The sequence below is a fragment of the Halomonas sp. 111 genome (assembly GCF_052379685.1).
GTDB classification, from domain to species: Bacteria; Pseudomonadota; Gammaproteobacteria; order Pseudomonadales; family Halomonadaceae; genus Vreelandella; species Vreelandella citrativorans.
On sequence record NZ_JBQSYV010000024.1, the window covers coordinates 41,790 to 62,065 of the forward strand.

Annotated in this window: 18 protein-coding genes; 6 read left to right on the forward strand and 12 right to left on the reverse strand. The window is 46.2% G+C overall.

What is annotated here, in order from left to right:
- Window positions 1–80 precede the first annotated feature (80 nt).
- The 6 genes from ACT3T7_RS16195 (at window position 81) to ACT3T7_RS16220 (ending at window position 6,850) form a co-directional block, all read left to right on the forward strand.
- A complete protein-coding gene (locus ACT3T7_RS16195) occupies window positions 81–1,115 on the forward strand; it encodes an IS110 family transposase (RefSeq protein WP_444631581.1) in 1,035 nt (344 codons plus the stop codon).
- A 569-nt stretch (window positions 1,116–1,684) separates the two neighbouring features.
- Entirely contained in the window at window positions 1,685–3,037 is a 1,353-nt protein-coding gene (gdhA, locus tag ACT3T7_RS16200) for an NADP-specific glutamate dehydrogenase (RefSeq protein ID WP_444621966.1), read from the forward strand.
- 151 nt (window positions 3,038–3,188) lie between these two features.
- The gene (gene rnk / locus ACT3T7_RS16205; RefSeq protein WP_193053109.1) at window positions 3,189–3,602 is read left to right on the forward strand and encodes a nucleoside diphosphate kinase regulator; all 414 of its coding nucleotides are present in this window, start codon (window positions 3,189–3,191) and stop codon (window positions 3,600–3,602) included.
- A 453-nt stretch (window positions 3,603–4,055) separates the two neighbouring features.
- Entirely contained in the window at window positions 4,056–4,448 is a 393-nt protein-coding gene (locus ACT3T7_RS16210) for a GtrA family protein (protein ID WP_444631582.1), read from the forward strand.
- A gap of 2 nt (window positions 4,449–4,450) precedes the next feature.
- The gene (locus tag ACT3T7_RS16215; RefSeq protein WP_444631583.1) at window positions 4,451–5,395 is read left to right on the forward strand and encodes a glycosyltransferase family 2 protein; all 945 of its coding nucleotides are present in this window, start codon (window positions 4,451–4,453) and stop codon (window positions 5,393–5,395) included.
- Window positions 5,396–5,398: 3 nt separating this feature from the next.
- A complete protein-coding gene (locus tag ACT3T7_RS16220) occupies window positions 5,399–6,850 on the forward strand; it encodes a glucosyltransferase domain-containing protein (RefSeq protein ID WP_444631584.1) in 1,452 nt (483 codons plus the stop codon).
- A gap of 243 nt (window positions 6,851–7,093) precedes the next feature.
- Here the strand turns inward: ACT3T7_RS16220 and ACT3T7_RS16225 are convergent, their stop codons facing one another.
- From ACT3T7_RS16225 to ACT3T7_RS16280, 12 genes are all read right to left on the reverse strand, one after another.
- Window positions 7,094–8,344 carry a hypothetical protein gene (locus ACT3T7_RS16225; RefSeq protein WP_444631585.1) on the reverse strand — a complete coding sequence of 417 codons (1,251 nt, stop codon included), beginning with the start codon at window positions 8,342–8,344 and terminating at the stop codon, window positions 7,094–7,096.
- A gap of 227 nt (window positions 8,345–8,571) precedes the next feature.
- On the reverse strand, window positions 8,572–9,333 hold the full coding sequence (gene cysQ / locus ACT3T7_RS16230; protein ID WP_444631586.1) for a 3'(2'),5'-bisphosphate nucleotidase CysQ: 762 nt from the start codon (window positions 9,331–9,333) through the stop codon (window positions 8,572–8,574).
- A 98-nt stretch (window positions 9,334–9,431) separates the two neighbouring features.
- Window positions 9,432–10,286 (reverse strand): UTP--glucose-1-phosphate uridylyltransferase, encoded by an 855-nt coding sequence (locus ACT3T7_RS16235; RefSeq protein WP_444631587.1) that lies wholly within the window; start codon window positions 10,284–10,286, stop codon window positions 9,432–9,434.
- Between the two features lie 55 nt (window positions 10,287–10,341).
- Window positions 10,342–11,913, reverse strand: coding sequence for a phosphoglucomutase (alpha-D-glucose-1,6-bisphosphate-dependent) (gene pgm / locus ACT3T7_RS16240; protein ID WP_444631588.1), 1,572 nt, complete (start codon window positions 11,911–11,913; stop codon window positions 10,342–10,344).
- 571 nt (window positions 11,914–12,484) lie between these two features.
- Window positions 12,485–13,651, reverse strand: coding sequence for a nucleotide sugar dehydrogenase (locus tag ACT3T7_RS16245; RefSeq protein ID WP_444631589.1), 1,167 nt, complete (start codon window positions 13,649–13,651; stop codon window positions 12,485–12,487).
- Window positions 13,652–13,718: 67 nt separating this feature from the next.
- Window positions 13,719–14,666, reverse strand: a complete 948-nt coding sequence (locus ACT3T7_RS16250; RefSeq protein WP_444631590.1) for a KpsF/GutQ family sugar-phosphate isomerase — start codon at window positions 14,664–14,666, stop codon at window positions 13,719–13,721.
- Between the two features lie 25 nt (window positions 14,667–14,691).
- Window positions 14,692–15,978: a 3-deoxy-manno-octulosonate cytidylyltransferase gene (gene kdsB / locus ACT3T7_RS16255; RefSeq protein ID WP_444631591.1), complete on the reverse strand. Its 1,287-nt coding sequence runs from the start codon at window positions 15,976–15,978 to the stop codon at window positions 14,692–14,694.
- A gap of 10 nt (window positions 15,979–15,988) precedes the next feature.
- Window positions 15,989–16,831, reverse strand: a complete 843-nt coding sequence (gene kdsA / locus ACT3T7_RS16260) for a 3-deoxy-8-phosphooctulonate synthase (RefSeq protein WP_444631592.1) — start codon at window positions 16,829–16,831, stop codon at window positions 15,989–15,991.
- A gap of 12 nt (window positions 16,832–16,843) precedes the next feature.
- Window positions 16,844–17,566, reverse strand: a complete 723-nt coding sequence (locus tag ACT3T7_RS16265; protein WP_444631593.1) for a glycosyltransferase family 2 protein — start codon at window positions 17,564–17,566, stop codon at window positions 16,844–16,846.
- Window positions 17,563–19,134: a hypothetical protein gene (locus ACT3T7_RS16270; protein ID WP_444631594.1), complete on the reverse strand. Its 1,572-nt coding sequence runs from the start codon at window positions 19,132–19,134 to the stop codon at window positions 17,563–17,565. Before ACT3T7_RS16270 ends, ACT3T7_RS16265 begins: the two co-directional genes overlap by 4 nt.
- Window positions 19,121–19,501, reverse strand: coding sequence for a capsular biosynthesis protein (locus ACT3T7_RS16275; RefSeq protein ID WP_444631595.1), 381 nt, complete (start codon window positions 19,499–19,501; stop codon window positions 19,121–19,123). The genes ACT3T7_RS16270 and ACT3T7_RS16275 overlap by 14 nt, the downstream gene beginning before the upstream one ends.
- Window positions 19,502–19,506: 5 nt before the next feature.
- A partial coding sequence (locus ACT3T7_RS16280) for a glycosyltransferase family 61 protein (protein WP_444631596.1) occupies window positions 19,507–20,276 on the reverse strand: 770 nt, incomplete at its 5' end.

Sequence of the window (20,276 nt, forward strand, 5' to 3'; positions counted from 1 at the left end):
TCACCCTACTCCGGCGTCTGTGCGCCATACTGATAGGTGGGTTGGACAACTATCAGCGTTGAGAGTCAGGAGAAGCCCCTATGAACATTAGTCGAGTAGGTGTTGATATCGCAAAGTCTGTTTTTCACGTTCATGGTGTTGACCGACATGAGCAACCTCAGTGGCGAGGCAAATACACCCGTGCCAAGTGGCTCGATGCGGTTTGTCGCCGTGTTCCCCAGGGCGCGATCATTGGCATGGAAGCATGCGCCACAGCGCATTACTGGGCACGTCAGCTCCAGGCACGTGGCTACCAGGTCAAGCTGGTGGCTGCCCAGTTCGTAAAACCGTACGTCAAGACGAATAAAAATGACCGGGCCGATGCTGAAGCGATTTGTGAAGCCCTCGGCCGACCCACGATGCGCTTCGTGGCGGTAAAATCGGTTGAGCAACAGGATGCTCAGGCTACCCACCGAATCCGGGAAGAACTCATCAGTCAGCGGACGGCCAAGGCCAACCAGATCCGTGGTCTGGTCGGGGAGTATGGCTTGATTGCTCCCACGGGTATCCAACAATTGCGGCGGGCGCTACCGCTTTGGCTGGAAGATGCCTCTAACGGGCTCAGTGACCACTTTCGTCGCTTGCTGGCGGAGTTGGCGAACGACTTACGCTACCTTGATGATCGTGTTGAACAGTTAACCACGGCCATTGAAAAGCATGCCAACACCGACCCCGTTGCCAGGCGTCTGATGACGCTGCGCGGCATTGGTCCCATTACCGCCAGCGCCCTGGCCGGTGTGCTGGGTGACGGCACTATCTATCAACGTGGACGCGACTTTGCTGCGTCATTGGGGCTTACCCCGCGTCAGCACAGCACGGGCGGACGGGAGCGCCTGCTGGGAATCAGCAAGCGAGGCAACGGGTACCTGCGCAAGCTGCTGGTGCATGGCGCACGATCCGTTCTCCGTTATGCGGTGACGCAGGAAGACGGCCTAAGCCAATGGATCAAACGGCTTGCCATACGAAAGCATCGCAACGTCGCGATTGTGGCGCTCGCCAACAAGACGGCTCGCATGGCGTGGGCCGTCACGCGTCACCAGGTGCCGTATGATCCCGAACTGGCGGCGGCCGCTTAGCTTAGCCACATGAAAGCACCATGAATATTTAACCTTTAACCCGGTGTTCCCACCACCCCGATTGCAACACCACAAGAGAGATGGCGAACAGGTCGAACCGACGTCGGGCCATACCGTGTAGTGCGTAGAGCATCAAAGCTCGTTTACGCTGAGGGTACCCGACGTGCGAATAGCCCATTAAGGTCCGATGTCCGTGTGTCAGGCATCCTTAACGAGACCGAATATACGCTCGCAGTCGACATAGCCGCCATGACCTTTTGTGCTTGCAAGCGAGGAGGAGTCCATATACGCACTACGGTTACGGTCGCACCGTGAACCACCGCCACAATAACAATGCTGCGCCCAATGGCTGGCGCTACGCACTGCACTACGTTTAAACATCGTTTAACTGACTTTGTTAATATCCTGCTTTTTTAAGCAAAACCCTGCGACTTTGGTCTAAATTCCACTATTTTTTTACTCATTCCGAAACGACATAGGGTATGCAAGAAAGCGCATCCCCCGTTTAATGTCCCTCAAATAGCTGACCAGCTAACAACGTCTTTAGTAATTACACATGGTATTTTTTCATGCCCTACGTTCACGATACGCTGTCCCGTTTAAAGCTTAGCAGTCCCGCTCAGGTTGAATTTTATCAAGCGGCAGAAGAAGTATTAGAGTGTTTGCGTCCTCTGTTTGAGCGTCAGCCGCACTACCTACAGCACAGCATTATTGAACGTATGGTCGAACCAGAGCGCCAAATCATGTTCCGCGTTTGCTGGTTAGATGATGCTGGCCGCGTACAGGTCAACAAAGGCTATCGTATTCAGTTCAACTCAGCCCTTGGGCCCTACAAAGGCGGCTTACGCTTTCACCCAAGCGTTACGGCAGGCACCATCAAGTTTTTAGGGTTTGAGCAAATTTTCAAAAACGCCTTAACTGGACTGCCTATCGGCGGCGGTAAAGGTGGCTCTGACTTCGACCCGAAGGGTAAGTCAGACAACGAAATCATGCGTTTTTGCCAAGCCTTCATGTCAGAGCTTTACCGCCACATCGGCCCTACCCGCGATGTACCGGCTGGCGACATTGGGGTTGGCGCGCGTGAAATCGGCTATATGTATGGGCAGTACAAACGCCTGACAGGTCGCTATGAAGGCGTATTAACCGGCAAAGGCCTAAATTGGGGCGGCTCGCTTGGTCGTAAAGAAGCCACCGGATACGGCGCTGTTTACTTCGCGCAAAACATGCTGGCGGCCCGCGGCGAGACCCTGGAAGGCAAAACCTGCCTGGTATCTGGCGCGGGGAACGTATCCATTTACACCATCGAAAAACTGTATGAGCTGGGCGCCACCCCCATCACCTGTAGCGACTCACGCGGCACAGTCCACGATCCAAAGGGCATCGACCTTGGGCTTCTTAAGCAGCTTAAAGAAGTCAAACGGGTATCGCTTGAAGAGTACCTAAGCGAGCACCCTGACGCGCACTACATTAGCGCCCGAGATTATCCGCAAGGTGGGCATGCGGTTTGGCACATTCAGGCAGACGCCGCTTTCCCCTGTGCCACCCAAAACGAGCTAACCGAGCTTGATGCCAAAACGCTCCTCGCCAATCAGATTACCTGCGTGAGCGAAGGCGCCAACATGCCTTCGACCACCGAGGCTGTTGACTGCTTCCTGGCCGCTAAAATTGCCTATGGCCCAGGTAAAGCTGCTAACGCTGGCGGCGTGGCGACAAGCCAGCTGGAGATGGCGCAAAACAGCAGCATGGAGCAGTGGCCCATGGAAAAAGTTGACCAAAAACTCAAAGAGATAATGGCCAATATTTACCAGCAGTGCGCCACCACAGCGGAAGAGTTTGGCGACCCCACCAACCTGGTACTGGGCGCTAATATTGCCGGGTTCAGAAAGGTGGCGGATGCCATGATTGAGCAAGGAGTAATGTAATCGCCTTCCTCTGCTAGATCGCTTACACTGGTCATGGCGAACAGTCCTCCCTTTTCAGGGAGGACTGTTTTTATTGACAGCTACAAAATCGTTTATTTACTGTTAAATAAAAGTATCCAATTGATTTCATTGCTTTCCAAGGAGAGTGACCATGGGACAACGTCCTCCCATTACGATTAACCGTCTTGATGCAGAACGCTTGCAGCGCTTGATTGATAACGCTACGGATAAAGAGCTTGCCGTGGCCACGCTGCTTGAGGAAGAGCTATCCCGCGGGGAAGTGATTGATCCTCAGGAAATCCCCGACAACGTGGTCAGCATGAACAGCCAAATCCGCTTCACTGACTTAACCCGTGGGCGCCAAATGGTGCGTACACTGGTTTACCCCCATGCACTCAGCACGGTTGAGGACGGCATTTCGGTAATGGCACCCATTGGCGCGGGCCTTATCGGCCTTAAAGTAGGCGATATTATTGATTGGCCTTTACCCAATAACTCCGAAGTCCGCCTACGTATCGACGCCATCTTGTGGCAGCCCGAACGCGAACAGCAGCACCATCGTTGACAACTTCAAGAAGCCGCTAAAAGCGGCTTTTTAACATTACCAAAAGATATAAATTATAACCCGAATTTAATTTCAACTAACTATAGAGAAGATCAGATGAGTAACAACACGTTACATTTTAAATAAATATCGTAGGCATCTCTTCATTGACAACCTATCCATCACAAGCTGATCTTATTTTAATAAAAAATCATGATCACATGAAAGAGTGGATCCATACCAATAAGTTTAGTTTTTTTATGATCGTTTTGTCTCCAGAAAGGCTCAATATTTATCAAGGATGAACTCAAAATCGTACAAGCGATAACCAGCCTGATGTGATTAACAACCCAGTAGCCCTCCTATTCGCTCAAACCAAATTCATGCGAAGTCACGAGGGCCATACTGTAAGGCAATCGTAGAATACTAAAGCGATAAATGGCATTATGCCGATCCGAACAGAGGGTGGCAGAAATGCATAAAATTATTGACGTTCTAAATAAAGATTCGAGCCGGCCGTTCAGGTTTATAATCATAGGCGGAATAGCTACTCTTACTCATCTTTTAACAGCCGTATTTGTATTGGCTCTGCACCCTAATGCCCTGCCTTACCTGGTCAATATCATTGCTTTTTGCATCGCATTTATAGTGTCATTCTATGGGCACCGCCACTTTACATTCAAGGAAAGAGGGTCTGGATGGCGATTCTTTGCTGTGGCTATCAGCGGATTTATTATCAACAACATACTATTAACGCTGATGCTTTGGCTATCTGTGCCTTCTTTCTGGGCAATTGCCATCGCGACTATTTGCATACCAATACTGACTTATGCTGCATCAGCACTTTGGGCTTTCAAAGGAGAATAGGAATGGGATCTGAACATAAGGGCCGGCAACAGCTATTGTCGCTGATCGTCCCGGTATACAACGAAGAAGAGTCAATAGCACCATTCATTACAGCTATCGATAAAGATCTGCAAGGCTTAGACATTGATCTTGAGATATTGTTTATCGATGACGGATCAACAGATCTAACCTGTCAAGAGATTGCCAAGGCTGCCGAGAACGATAATCGAGTGCGCTGCCTGAAACTTTCACGCAACTTTGGAAAGGAAGCGGCCATGACCGCCGGGCTTGACCACGCTAAGGGTGATGCTGTTGTACCCATGGATGTCGATCTGCAAGACCCTCCGGCGCTGATAAATGAATTTGTTTACCTTTGGCGCGAAGGGTATGACACCGTTTATGGTATGCGCGCGAGCCGAAAAGAGGATGGACGTAGCAAGCGCGCCACCGCTGGCCTTTTCTACCATATATTTAATAAACTGTCCCACATCAGCATCCCACCCAATACTGGCGACTACCGTTTATTAAGCCGCCGTGTAGTCAATGCAATTAGGCAAATGCCCGAGCGTAACCGCTTCATGAAAGCCATGTTTGCATGGCCAGGCTATCCTTCGATTGGTGTTGAGTACGACCGCCCAGCACGTCATGCAGGGGAGACAAAGTGGAACTACTGGAAGCTTTGGAATTTTGCTCTTGATGGCCTGACAAGCTTTTCTACATGGCCACTTCGCATTTGGTCGTATATAGGTGGCGTGATCGCATTGTTCAGCCTGCTTTACATGGTTTTTATTATCTTGCGAACTCTTATATTTGGCATTGATTGGCCTGGGTATGCATCGCTTATGTCAGCAATACTTTTCTTTGGGTCTATCCAGCTTATATCTATAGGCGTGCTGGGAGAGTACATTGGACGCCTCTACATAGAATCAAAAAAACGCCCTACTTATATTATTGATAAAGCAGAATAAAACATGAAAATCACTAAAAATCTCAAATACGAAAGAAATTCATTTATAGGAATAGCAGCTTTTTTCACTATTTCATATTTCTGGACTTTCATTGCTGGTCATTATCAAGATGATAAAACTAGGCAGCTATGGGGCGGGGATAACTGGAGTGATGTCGGTAGACCTCTTGCCGACATATTGACAATTCCCTTCAAACTAAATGACCGACTGAGTGATATAACACCAATATCTCAACTCATATCTATATTTTTAATAACAGTATCGGTACTTTTATGTAAAGAAGTATTTAGCCGAGCTAGAACGTCTTCTTGGATAGCATTCATTTTCTTATTTGCTAACGTTTTCTATATACAAAACATGTCATACCGATTTGATAACCAAATCATGACATTATCTTTTTTTTGCTCACTTCTTTCGGCAACAATGCTAGCATCTCAATGTAAAATAAAAATTTTAATACCTTCTAACATAGCACTATTTTTATTTTCTCTATGCCTTTATCAGGCAGCAATAAATGTAGCTTTAGTAATGGCAGGTCTTTGGATCTACCAAGAAGCTAAAAAGGATAATCTCAAGTATGTAATAAAAAGATTTTCTATATATATAGGATGCTTAATCATAGCTTTGATACTGTACAAGATAGTACTTTTTTTCATTCCAGTAAGCGGTGAGTATGGTGAGAAAAACTCAGGAACTTTACCACTTACCCAAATCATACCAGGAGCATTTAACAATTATTACGGATATGCACGCTATGCTTTTAAACTAAACAAAACATATGCATTACTAGTATTCACTATGGGCGTACTTGTTTTATTAACCACAATCATAGGGTTAAAGGAAAGAAAAAACAAAAAGGAAATAATTCATCGCTTTTTGGGACTTGGCATAATGGCTTCTGGAACTTTTGGGATACTGCTAATACTTAACCATCAAGCTTTGGTTCCACGCGTATACATGGGGCTTGGTGCTCTTTCATCTGCACTTTGCTTCATACTCTTGAATGATAAATACACTTTTTTCAGATATTCTGGTTATCTAGCATCTGCTATACTTATTTACAATTTTATATTTTACTCAAGCGTATATGGAAACGTTCTTAAAAATTCAAACCAATATGAGTCAGAGACAATCCCATCTATAAATGAAAACGCTGACATCTTGGCGACTAAAGAGAACATAAAAAATATTGCAATGGTAGGTATTTTAGATAATACCTATAGAGTAAAAAAACAGGTTACGAACTCTCGCTTAATTGCTCGCATGATCGACAAACCAATAACAAACTACATGTCTGCTAGGAATGCTTACTATTTTTATGGTGGCACTCTTACTTACAACACTTCTTATGATGGAGATGCCTGCAGTTTAGAAATAGAAGAGACCTACCCTTTATATGATTTAAGAGTAGATACTAATGACATCGTTATAGTATTCAGGGAACATTGCAATTAAAACATAATAAACCTCCCAGCCAATTAAGTTTGGCTGGGTAGCCCCCCATTTATAACCACGCTCGAATACACTACTCAATCAGCTGCTTAACGTCGATATTAACCATACTGGATGGCGCTTTTTTCCTTTCTAGATGGCACTCCGCCGACCATTGCTATGGTTCTGAGCTAGCTCAGGCTTATAGCCTCATCTACTGTGTCAAGATGCAACTCATGACTTACTGCGCAGTCATGAATGCCAGAACTATTGGTTAACTTTAAAATATCGGTTGACCAGACCACGATACCAAAACATTCGGATAATATTTACCACCCCAAGTAAAACAGGAACCGAATACACTATGTATTGATATTCACGAAAAGTAGCAACATTAATAATCAAGAGAAAGGCAGCCCAAATAAGCATGAAGATTCCAGCATTAAAAACCAGTGCGAAATTTTCATAGCCACATAGGTTAATCAGTACTGACTCCACAACGCCGAACTGGGCGGTGGCAATATAAAAGCCTAACGAAACTATAAATAATACTGCTGCAAACAGTGCACTTACGTCAGCAAAAAACACAAGATACGCAAGCATGAGCAGCGACAAGCATGGAAACAGAAAAACAATAATGATTTTAATTTTTTTACGCAGTTCCGAAACCAAAATAGGATCGAAATGACAGTTTAACACCATTCTAGAAAGTGCTGCTGTTGAATTATTGATTATTCCCCTTGGAATTGCTGCGATAGCATTAAAAACCAAGGCAGCTAAGGAAGCCACTATCGCAATTTCTTCGCCACCTAACACAATAAAGAAAGAAGGTAGTATAAAGCTGACACCTCCACTTGCCGCATTAGAAAAACCAACAACCAGACTGGATTCAGTATTTTTCTTTGAAACCAAGCTAAACTTATGAAACGTTACTTTTTCCTTATTCAAGTACTTTAAACTGACAAATGACACTACTACTAGTGAGAAAAAATAAGAGAATGCTAAAAAAACAAACGCCTTAAAAACACTAAGCTCTCCATATAGCAGGTACCAAAATATAACTATAGAGAGATAAAAAAAGCCTACCAAGACATCATTCAGCAAAAGCCCCCAAAAGTTTTTATTAAATATTAAATAGCTCCTAAACACCTGATAGATAGAAGTGGCTAAAACCAATAATAAAACAGCAGAAAAATCAGGCACCGGCACAGCAAAAGATATCAAATACAATAAAAGAACGGATACTCCCCCCCCTATCATCAAAGATGTTAATGCATAACTTAAAAATATTTCAAAATCATTACGCTCAGCCATACCCTTGACTAGAATAGTAGAAAATCCGACCCCACTAATCATTACAAAAAAAGCCGTAAGTGTATATTCAGTCGAGAAAAAAGCCATACTTTCAGTGGCAACAAAAAAACCAGTAAATACGATAACGAATATTCGAAAAGCACCAGGCGTTGCAGCCGTAAGAATCGGTAACTTTTTTTCGAAAAAAGACATTAAACGTAACATATGCAACTCTCAACGTAGTTAATCTTAACTAACATTCTAACCAGACTCCCGAAAGGACAGCCTGAATTTTGACTTAAAATCATACAGATTTGGTTTGTGCATTGATACATGGCATAAGCCCTTTTGTACCTCTGCATCCAGGCTTATAATTCAACGTACTGTTTGAAAAAATTTCATTTCAGTAACCTACTATTTGATAGTGATACTTTTTTAATCAGGCGTTTAAATTAGAAACCCCAAACAACAAAATCCGGGTTGAGGGTTTCGTTGGGGTTGGCATAACAAAGTGGGGTGCCGTCCAGGGTCACTACTCGTCCACCCGCTTGTTCGACGACCGCTTGAGCGGCGGCGGTGTCCCATAGGCTGGTGGGGCCGAGGCGTGGATATACATCGGCACTGCCTTCGGCGATGATGCCAAATTTCAACGAACTGCCCATGGGCCTTGTCTCGTGAGGGCCTAGCTGCTTTAACCAATCTTCCAAATAGGGGTTGGCATGGGAACGGCTCCCCATTACGCGCCACGGGGTACCTTCTTTTGGCCTACCAGAAACATGAATAGCGACTCGCTTCCCGTACTTATCAATCTTAAACGCCCCTACACCACTAGCTGCTATATACGCCACGTTGAATACCGGCGCCAGCACAACGCCCAATACAGGCTTGCCGTTCTCGATGAGGGCGATATTCACCGTGAACTCATCATTACGCTTTACAAACTCTTTCGTGCCATCCAACGGGTCCACCAGCCAATAGCGCCCGCTGGCATCCGGCCCGGTGAACGCCTCACCCCCTTCTTCTGAAAGCACAGGAATCCGCTCTGGAAGCGCTTTCAGCTTGTCTAAAATAATCTGGTTTGCCGCATTATCAGCGGCGGTGACGGGGCTGTTATCCGCTTTAATCGCTACATCGAACGGTTGAGCGTAAACACGTAAAATAGCATCGCCCGCTTCACGAGCAATCGCAGATACTTCTGTTAACAATTCATTCATACCGCCCCCTTGTCTGCTACATCGTTTTAACCCATACCCTAAAACATAAAAGCCGCCAAAAATGGCGGCTTACGATGCAAACATATATGCGTGCTAACTTACAGGTTATAGCCCGCTTCACGGGCAAGCGTGTTATTCGCTTGCAGCCAGCCTTCAATATGGCCGCAATCGAAGGTGCGCCCTTTCATTCGGAACGCCTGGACCTGCTGACCTTCCTGCATTAAGCGATCAATGGCATCAGTCAACTGAATTTCATTACCAGCGCCAGGCGGCTGGTCGCGTAAAAGCTCCATAACCCGATACGGCAGAATGTACCGGCCAATGACCGACAACCGTGAAGGCGCGTCTTCGGGCTTGGGCTTCTCGACCACGCCGCGCATATTCGCGCTTTCACCGGCGCTGGGCTCATCGCAGTCAACAATGCCATAACGATAAACGTCTTCCTGGGGCACGGCTTCCACCATAATTTGCGCAGCGTTGCTGGCGTCCCAAAGCTCCACCATACGCCCCAGATCACAGGTATTACTGCTTGGCTGGGGCTTTACCAACACATCCGGAAGGATAACCGCAAACGGCTCATCGTCACCCAGCAAATGCGCGGCACAAAAAACCGCATGCCCCAAGCCCTTAGCGTTTGCCTGGCGCACGCTGGTAATTTTAAGCTCTGGCGGGGCAATGGCTGCAAGCGTTTCCAGCAATGCATCTTTTCCTTTGCTAGCCAGTGCATCCTCAAGCTCAACATGGGCGTCAAAGTGGTCTTCAATCGCCGATTTACCTGAACGTGTCACCAGGATAATCTCACTAATGCCAGCGGCCAATGCTTCCTCTATGACGTGCTGAATTAAGGGGCGATCCACAACAGGCACCATTTCCTTGGGGATAGCCTTGCTAATAGGCAATAACCGCGTACCAAAACCGGCGACGGGGATAATCGCTTTGCGCACCTGGCTCATGACTTATTTCCTTATTTCATTTCGTAACGGGCGCCACCTGCTGGCGGGTAACGCGCTATAAAATAGCCGAAAGCAACGCCCTAGCACTTTCAATTAACGCATCCAAATGCTCAGGGCCTTTGAAGCTTTCAGCATATACCTTGTAGAGCGATTCTGTGCCGCTGGGACGTGCAGCGAACCAGCCGTTTTCGGTGGTCACCTTGATACCTCCAATGCTCGCCCCATTACCGGGCGCTGTCACCAACACAGCGGTAATCGCCTCTCCTGCCAGTGTTTGTGCCGTCACGCTGTCATTGTTCAGCTTTTTGAAAGCCGCTTTTTCTTCAGGCGTGCAAGCGGTATCGACTCGTTTATAGCAAGGCTCACCAAAGCGCTGGGTCAACTCGCGGTAGTAAACGCTTGGCGTCTTTCCGGTAACGGCTAAGATCTCTGCTGCCAGCAAGCACAGCGCGATACCGTCTTTATCGGTTGACCACGCTGCACCATCGCGGGTTAGCAGGCTGGCGCCAGCACTTTCTTCGCCACCAAAGGCCAACCACCCTTTATGCAGGCCTTCGACAAACCACTTAAATCCAACCGGTACTTCATAAAGCTCACGATTATGCGATGCCACCACCCGGTCGATCATGGAAGATGATACCAGCGTCTTACCAATCTTTAGCGACGCCGCCCACTCAGGCCGATGCGTCATCAGGTAATCAATACACACCGCTAAAAAGTGGTTAGGGTTCATCAAGCCATTGGCATCCACAATGCCGTGGCGGTCGGCATCCGGGTCGTTGCCAAAGGCGATATCGAAGCGGTCTTTCACCGTTAACAGATTCGCCATCGCCGCCGAGCTTGAACAATCCATACGGGTTTTACCGTCGTGGTCGGGCGGCATAAACGCAAAGGACGCATCCACCTGAGTATTGACTACCTCCAGTGTCAGCGCATAGTGCTTTGCAACCGCCTGCCATACGGGCAGCGCAGTGCCGCCCATCGGGTCGGCCCCCAGGCGCAGGCCTGCCCGCTGAATAGCCTGCATATCGATAACGCTGTTCAGGCTTGCCACATAATGAGCGGTAAAATCGTACTCTTGCGCATGGGCAAGTGCTTCTTCTAGAGAAACAAGCGGCACATCGTCCAGTTCGCGCAGCAAGTACGCGTTGGCACGTAACTCAATCCACGATGTCACGTCGGTATCGGCCGGACCACCGTGGGCGGGGTTGTACTTAATACCACCATCTTCAGGCGGATTATGCGACGGCGTAATAATCAAACCGTCGGCCAACGCTGCGTTGGACGCGTTGTGTTGCAAAATGGCGTGGCTAACCAACGGCGTCGCGGTATAGCCGTGGCCTTTTTCAACCAATACCGGTACGTCGTTAGCCACCAATACCTGCAGTGCACACTCCCAGGCTGGCCTGGAAAGCGCGTGGGTATCGAAGCCTAGAAACAGCGGGCCCTGGTAGCCTGCCTCACGCCGAAAATCCACCACGGCTTGAGTAATAGCAGCAATATGCGCAGCGTTAAAGGTACGTTCACCTGCGCGGCCACGGTGGCCAGAAGTACCAAAGGCGACGCGTTCTTTGGCAACATTGGCATCGGGAATTTCGTCAAAAAATGCATTTATAATCGCTTCCATACAAACATCTTCCTAATCAGCTTAATCGTTGCTCTGCCGAGCCTGCCAAACGTGACGGCCTGTTGCTGGTTACTGATATATTGAGGCGCTAGGGCGTGGCACCCAACACCAACCCCGGGCAGCGCGGTGCGCTGCTTTGCTCCGGGCCGCCGCTGCGGGTGCGCTTCGCTTACCGCGCACTACATGAACCACTCCGCACCGATATAGCAAATCGTAGCGCGTGGTAACGCGGGCGAGGAACGAGCCTGCGGCACCCGCGAGAGGCGGTGCCAGAGCCGCCCGTACATGGGCACCCAACGTCAACCCCGGCAGCGCTGTGCGCTGCTTTTGCGGGTGCGCTTCGCTTACCGCGCACTACATGAACCATTTCGTATCGATATAGCAAATCGTAGCGCGCGGTAACAAAGGCGAGGAACGAGCCTGCGGCACCCGCGAAAGGCGGCGCCAGCCGCCCGGATGTGCCACCTTGGCCTACCCCGGCAGCGCGGTGCGCTGCTTTGCGCCGGGCCGCCGCTGCGGGTGCGCTTCGCTTACCGCGCACTACGATTGAAGCACTCCGCATGATATACGCTTAATCGCTGCCAAACAGGTCGCGGGTATATACCTTGGCTTCCACATCCTGAAGCTCTGGCACCATGCGATTTGCTAAAATAATATCGCATTTCTCTTTAAACGCCGCTAAATCACGCATAACGGCTGAACCGAAGAACTTATCTTCTTCTAATACCGGTTCATAAACGACCACTTCTATACCTTTCGCCTTAATGCGCTTCATTACGCCCTGCATGGCACTGGCGCGAAAGTTATCCGACCCTGTTTTCATAATCAGACGATACACGCCAACCACAGAAGGGTTACGACGCAGTACCGACTCTGCAATAAAATCCTTGCGCGTACGGTTGGCATCTACAATCGCCTGAACCATGTTACTCGGCACATCGGCGTAGTTCGCTAGCAGTTGCTTGGTATCCTTGGGCAGGCAGTAACCGCCGTAGCCAAAGCTTGGGTTGTTGTAGTGGTTGCCAATACGCGGGTCTAGGCCAACGCCCTGAATAATCTGCTTGGTATTCAGCCCCTGGGATTCTGCGTAGCTGTCCAGCTCATTAAAGTACGCTACCCGCATGGCGAGGTAGGTATTGGCAAACAACTTGATTGCTTCGGCTTCCGTGCTATTAGTCAGTAATACTTCAATATGTTCAGCCGCCGCCCCTTGCTTTAAAAGCGCAGCAAAGGTTTCGCCACGCTCGGAACACTCGCCCACAATAATGCGGGAGGGATGCAAGTTGTCATAAAGCGCTTTGCCTTCGCGCAAAAACTCCGGCGAAAAAATAAGGTTTTGCGTATTAAAGCGTGCCGAGGCCCCCTTAGTGTAGCCCACGGGCACCGTGGACTTAATCACCATAACCGCCTGGGGATTAATACGCATCACCTGCTCAATCACCGCTTCAACACTTTGCGTATTAAAATAATTTGTTTGAGGGTCGTAATCGGTAGGGGTAGCGATAATGACAAATTGCGCATCCGCATAGGCCTGCTCGGCATCCAGCGTGGCTGAAAAACGCAGATCGTCACGCTGCAAGAACGCTGTTATTTCAGCGTCTTCAATCGGAGAGTGGCGGTTATTCAGCAACTCAACCTTTTCAGGCACAATATCCACCGCGACCACGTCGTGGTGCTGTGCCAACAGCATGGCATTGGAAAGCCCCACATAGCCCGTACCGGCAACGGCAATTTTCATACAGACTTTATCCCATAAAAAAGGCCAACGAACTGTTGACCTTTTGTATTAACGATATTGTTCAATATTAATTTACGCGACCAGCATCCTGCAATTTTAACACCCCACTTAAAGCACTATCCTCACTAACAACAAGTAAAGAGGTGACGTTAGCTCTCAGCATGATATTTTCTGCATCTGCAAACATTTCACTTTCATTTACTGTTAAGGGGGTCGGCGTCATAACGTTTGCAGCACTCAGCCCATCGAAGCTATCGTAATTGAAAAGAGCACGACGTAAATCACCGTCTGTAATAACACCCTTAATTTCCCCCCTATCAACCACTACCGCAATACCAAGCCCAACTTGGGTGATTGTCATAATGACTTCTTTCATGTTGTCTTGGGGAGCACAAATGGGTAGCTCGGTATGCATTACATCTTTTACACGGGTTAAAAGACGTCTGCCTAAACTGCCACCAGGATGGAAGACCGCAAAATCATGCGGTTTAAAATCACGCCTTTCTATAAGTGCTACTGCGAGTGCGTCCCCCATTGCCAATGCCACAGTTGTTGACGTAGTAGGCGCCAAATTATTAGGACAAGCTTCACGCTCGACAGAAACATCCAGCACTAAATCGCAGTTGCGCCCCAAGGTAGACTCAGGATTGCCCACCAAGGCGATGGTTTTTACACCGAAATGGCGCAGAGAGGGAATCAACCGAATAACTTCTTCGGTTTCACCGCTATAAGAAATCAAAATAACGACATCGGCAGCTGTGAACATGCCTAAATCGCCGTGATAGGCCTCAGCAGGATGAACAGAGAAGCTGGGAGTACCGGTAGATGCAAGCGTGGCCGCTATTTTATTTCCGATGATGCCCGACTTTCCCATTCCTGAAATAACAACACGCCCTGCTGTTTCAAGAACCATGTTCACAGCGTTATCGAAAGCACCATCCAGTCGGTTGCCCGTTGCTTCCAATGCCTGAGCCTGAACTTGAAAAACCTCTTTACCGACACTGATACTCGACATGCGATTACATTCCTTTTCTTTCACGTTACTGGGCAGCCCCACTTGAAACTGAGCGGAAACCCTCTGCTGTATTAAAAACTTCGGCTTTGCCGTGTGCCGTAAGTATGACATCAGCCAGCTCACGAAGTGCCCCCTGCCCGCCGGCCAAGGTCAACACGCCGGTCGCTTTTTGCTTCACATAGCTGGGCGCATCCGCCACGGCATAGGAAAGCCCACAAGCAGCAAAGGCAGGTAAATCAATAGAATCATCGCCTATGCATGCCGTTTGCGCTGGAGTGACACCAGCTTGCTGCATTAAATCCAGGCAGGCGGCATATTTATCTTTTACACCAAACGCACAAAGCTCAATACCTAGGTCTGCGACACGCTTGCGCAATGTTGCTGAATTACGTCCTGAAAGCACGGCCACGCGAATGCCGCTTTCTTCCAGAAGCCGCATACCCAGCCCATCACGAACGTGAAAACGCTTTAAGCACTCACCCGTAGCATCGTAAAAAATACTGCCATCGGTGAGCACACCGTCTACGTCGGTAATCAGCAGCTTGACGTTTGCCAGCGGTGAAACTGGCGAATATGGCTTGCCTTCCAACAATGCACGCACTTTCTCTAGGCATTCAGGCGTATCTACCCCTGGGCCAGTGGGCGCGACTTCAAAGGCACGAATACGCAAGCCAGCGGCTAACAAGCGAAGTTGCTCCAGTTGCTCTGTCTGCTCCAACGCAGACGCAGGCAGGTGCGCATACTGCTCCAAAATACGCCGACGATAGGCATACACACCTACATGCTTTTTAAAGCCTGGATGTTTCTCTTTTTCTCGAGGATAAGGAATCGGTGAACGGCTAAAATAAAGCGCATTACCCTCATGCCCCAGTACCACTTTAACGACGTTAGGGTTTTGAGCTTCTTCATCATCAATTGCATGGTACAGCGTGCCTACGTCTACCCTGTCATCCGCCAGCATGCCTTGAGCAAGCTGTTCCACGTCTTCAGGGCGAACAAGAGGCTCATCGCCTTGAAGGTTGATGTAGATCTCAGCCTCTACCTGCGCCATCACTTCTACTAACCGGTCAGTACCGGATGGATGATGCGGTGAGGTGAGTACGACATTACCGCCAAAAGCTTTTACTGCTTCTACGATGCGTTGATCATCAGTAGCCACAACAACGGTATCGGCCGAAGGGACTTGCTGGGCCTTCTCAAAAACCCATTGCACCATCGGCTTACCCAGCAAATCGGCCAAAGGCTTGCCCGGCAGGCGGCTTGAGCCATAACGCGCAGGAATTACCAATGCCACACGGCGTGATTCAGACACAGCCAACTCCTTAATCGATTTCCAGTGCTGGCATTGCCTTCACAGCATCGTCAATAGCTTTAATCTGAGTAAGGAAAGGCTCTAAAAGATGTAGCGGCAATGCACTGGGGCCATCACATTTGGCATTATCCGGATCTGGGTGGGCCTCAAGGAACAAGCCGCCAATACCTACCGCCATACCGGCACGTGCAAGCTCAAGTGCTTGTTTGCGGCGGCCACCGGAAGCGGCGCCCAGCGGATCACGCTGCTGGAGCGCGTGGGTTACATCAAAGATAATGGGCAAATTGCCGCATGTGTCTTTCATTACGCCAAAGCCCAGCATGTCCACCACTAGGTTGTCGTAACCAAAGCTGGTGCCGCGGTCACACAGCATCAGTTGATCATTACCCGCTTCCTTGAATTTCTCGACAATATTGACCATTTGCCCAGGGCTCAGGAACTGAGGCTTCTTGATGTTGATGGGCTTGCCTGTTTTGGCCAATGCCATGACCAAATCTGTTTGGCGAGCAAGAAAGGCCGGTAGCTGAAGAATATCCACGACCTCTGCTACAGGGGCCGCCTGCCAAGGTTCATGAACATCGGTAATCACCGGCACGCCAAACTCTTTTTTCACATCTTCAAAAATGCGCATGCCCTCTTCCAAGCCGGGGCCACGGTAAGAGTGGATAGAAGAGCGATTGGCTTTATCGAAACTGGCTTTAAATACGTAAGGTATTGATAATTTCCTTGTCACTTCAACGTAATGTTCGCAAGCCTTCAGAGCCATATCACGTGACTCAAGAACATTAATTCCACCAAATAGAGCAAATGGTAGAGAATTACTCAAACTATCGTTTTTAAATTCGTTACTCAATTTACATTCCTCTTAATATTCTTTAGGTTCACGTTTAACAAGTGCCTGATACTCATCGGGAGTACCGCAAAAGTCAATGTCAGACAAAGATATCTCTAAGTAGCGAATATCCTTATCTAAATTGATCAAATAATTATATAAAGGAGCAACATAATATTCACCTTTAGACTTTATATTATTCTCAGTAGCATCTTTAAAAGCTGAAAGAAAAAGCTCCTTAGTTGCAAAATGATAAAGTCCATTACTACATAAATCAGAAATTCGTTCTTTTTCTGTCGTTCGTAAGGCCTTTAATTCAGATCCAGGCCTTACAAATGACCAATGATCTCCCTCACCACGGAATACTTCTAAGTAACCATCACATTCATTCACGAAGTTTGGAAGCTCAAAATTATAACGTAATGTATCGATATTAAAGATAGTAATTGGCTCTTGAGTATTAACCTCTTTCATTCCCTGGGCCACGGTATCAGCCTGACCTTGCGTCATGCTATCAAGAGTAACGATTAAAAAGTCTATAATTCCTAACCGATAAGACTCTTTTTCGACAAACTTCTTTGAATCATAATCATCCCTAACAATAAATAAAAATGATTGCTTATCAAAGTAATTTGAGAATGAATGCATGACCCAGTAGAATACCGTCTCACCCCACAGAGGTAATTGATACTTTGGCATATCGTAACCGGCTTTAAAAAAACGGCTGCTAGCACCAACCATAGGAATGACAATCATCTCCGCGTCTCCTTTATTTCAGCATACAAACGTAACGCGTTTGCGATCATAGCTTTCTGGCGATCCGGTCGATCCGCGTGTAACGGTAGCATTGATAAAAACAAAAGAACTACTAAAGGCTGGATATCACGTGTGGGCAAACCAGGAATAAAATTAGTGCTTAAAAATAAGCTATGAATTTTCTGCATACGCTCACTAGCATCGAAATCAATACTCATATCCATGGCATCAAATCCATTTAACCGATATCGACCCGCGATAATGTAGTCGTACATCCCCACAACAGAATGAGAAAGCTTGGCTAAATCGTAACGCTGATCACCGTATACAGTAATTTGTCCTTGATCGTTAATACCACGAGGATCAATAACTTTTAGACTATCTGAACGTGAATCAAACAGCATATTGCTAAAGCAAAGATCGCCATGAACCCAAGCAGGAAAGCAAGGCAATTTAAGCGTTCGCTCAATACATTCTGATGCTATTGACTCTAAGGTTCCTAAAAAAAAGCCATTGTAACTAACTTCTCGTGATGGATCAAAAATATTTGTTTTAGCAAACTGGGACAACCTTTTATAGGTTTTTTCCCGGATAAGCGATTCAAAATCGTTAGTTATAGGCTCTTTGAAAGATTGAAAATCAGTTATATGATGACGAAAATCAGAAAAAAGATCACTGACTAAAGAGAATATTTTCTTCCAATAAAATGGCGGATTAAGGCCATAAACATATACTTCATTTAATGGAGGGAGAGTTAAATACTCAAGACTATAGCTAACCTCATCATGACCGTCATCATTAATAGCCATCAATTGAGGTATATATTTTTTAAGATCGGCAGGTAAATTCTGAAACCACTGGCCTTCAGCACGAATTTTTTGTACAGGCAGACCACTTTTAACAACCTTGCCGTTACCAATATTTAAATCATTAAAAGAACGTTGTGTCGTAATTTTTTCCCGAGATTTAAAATAAGTATTCAAATGACCTAAATCGAACCAATCTTCAATGCGGTATAACCACGTATTGGCTTCGAGACTATACGATTTTATAGCATCAACAAAATTACCATGTGATAAAGCTAATGCTCGAATAAATTTTTTAACTCGCGAAAAGGAAAAGAAACCGCACCAGATGAGTTCACTATTCTCATCGTACTCTTCTAGCTGCCAATTATAATTGTCTGTAGTTTTACTAACACCGACAACATCGAGTTTACCTGGAAATCGTTCAAGATAAGTATCGCCGTGAAGCATATATAATTCATCATCGACTGTACCAGTTGAATTTAACACGTAGAGAATAGACTCTCCAAGGGTAAATTCGTCAGGCACACGAACTATGAAAATATTTTTAGACTCAAAAAGCAATCTATCTGATTCTCTAAGCTCATAGGTATATGGCAATGAAAGAGTAATGCGTTGATTAGATATTGCACTCTCTTCAATAATACGCAGTTGATGCTGCAATAGTAGTTGGTTGCCAAGCGGTATCATGCAAGCAGGAACTCTTCCATACTCTACTTGCAGTTCAGGAACAACATAACCAGCTGAATTAATCAGAATCATTTGGTTTACTCGTTAAAGCCCTCAACTCTTCATAAGACAAATTAACAAACTCATCCGGCCTTACGGCTTTGTCATCGACATAGAAACCTTCGTAGCCACACCATGGTTTTCCAATGTGTATCTCATCATAAGGAATTTCATTTTTATCGAGCCATGTAACTAGCACTGGTAAAGTGTGCGCTGTAATTTCACCAATATTACTTGCAAATGTTCTCATATTCCTACTAGTATAAAGAATTATACGAAAACCAGACTGTCGATATAAGTTCAATTTTTCGAGCAGTGGATAATTGACTAAAGCATTTTCATAGCCATCTTCTTTTTTAAAAGACAAAGTATCATCAATATCAATAACAAGACTTTTCATAGAGCTTACTCGCTTAGGAATTTCAATAATGACTTCTTAAAACTTTGCTGCGATATAACAAAATTTGAGTTATTATCATGTTTCTTGCTTGTCGCTTGTAAAGAACATCCAAATAAATAAGATATACGTATATCTCTTAAAGCGCTAATATTAGTAAAAATTGGAGAAGAAAATGCATCAGAAGCGAGAATAAATACCCTGTTAGAGTTTGAAAAAAATATATTTGACATTCCCCCTCCTGCCTCTCCTATTAAATAAGTTGCTTTTGAAAAGACATAAATTTTATCATGGAGATTCATTTCTTCAGGAGCAATCGAAAAAAAACCATTACTTTCAGCAATATCTGCAAGTTCATCAATATTTATTAATGAACGCCGGAAAGCTAACTTTTTCCGTCTTAGAAAAATTTTATCACCTAAGCCTATGTAATTAGGATTGACTTTAGAAATATCAAATCCTGCAACCATCTTATCGTATATACCTAAACATTCTTCGTGAAATTTGTATAGACCTACTGCACTAGGAATATAAACCTCACCTAGCTCTATGATTTTATCAGCACCCTGAAAAATATAATCAGAATCTTCAAACCCTAGAACACTCAACATTTCCAACTGATAATCTGTAATATTTTCATCTAATAAGAGCTTAATTTCCGATGAGATAGATTCTTTTAATATTTCATAAGCTGCTAATCTAGGTATAATTTCAGTAAACCAATGTGTATAAGCTTTTTGCAAGCCACTTGATGTTATAGCATAAACCGGAGTATTAA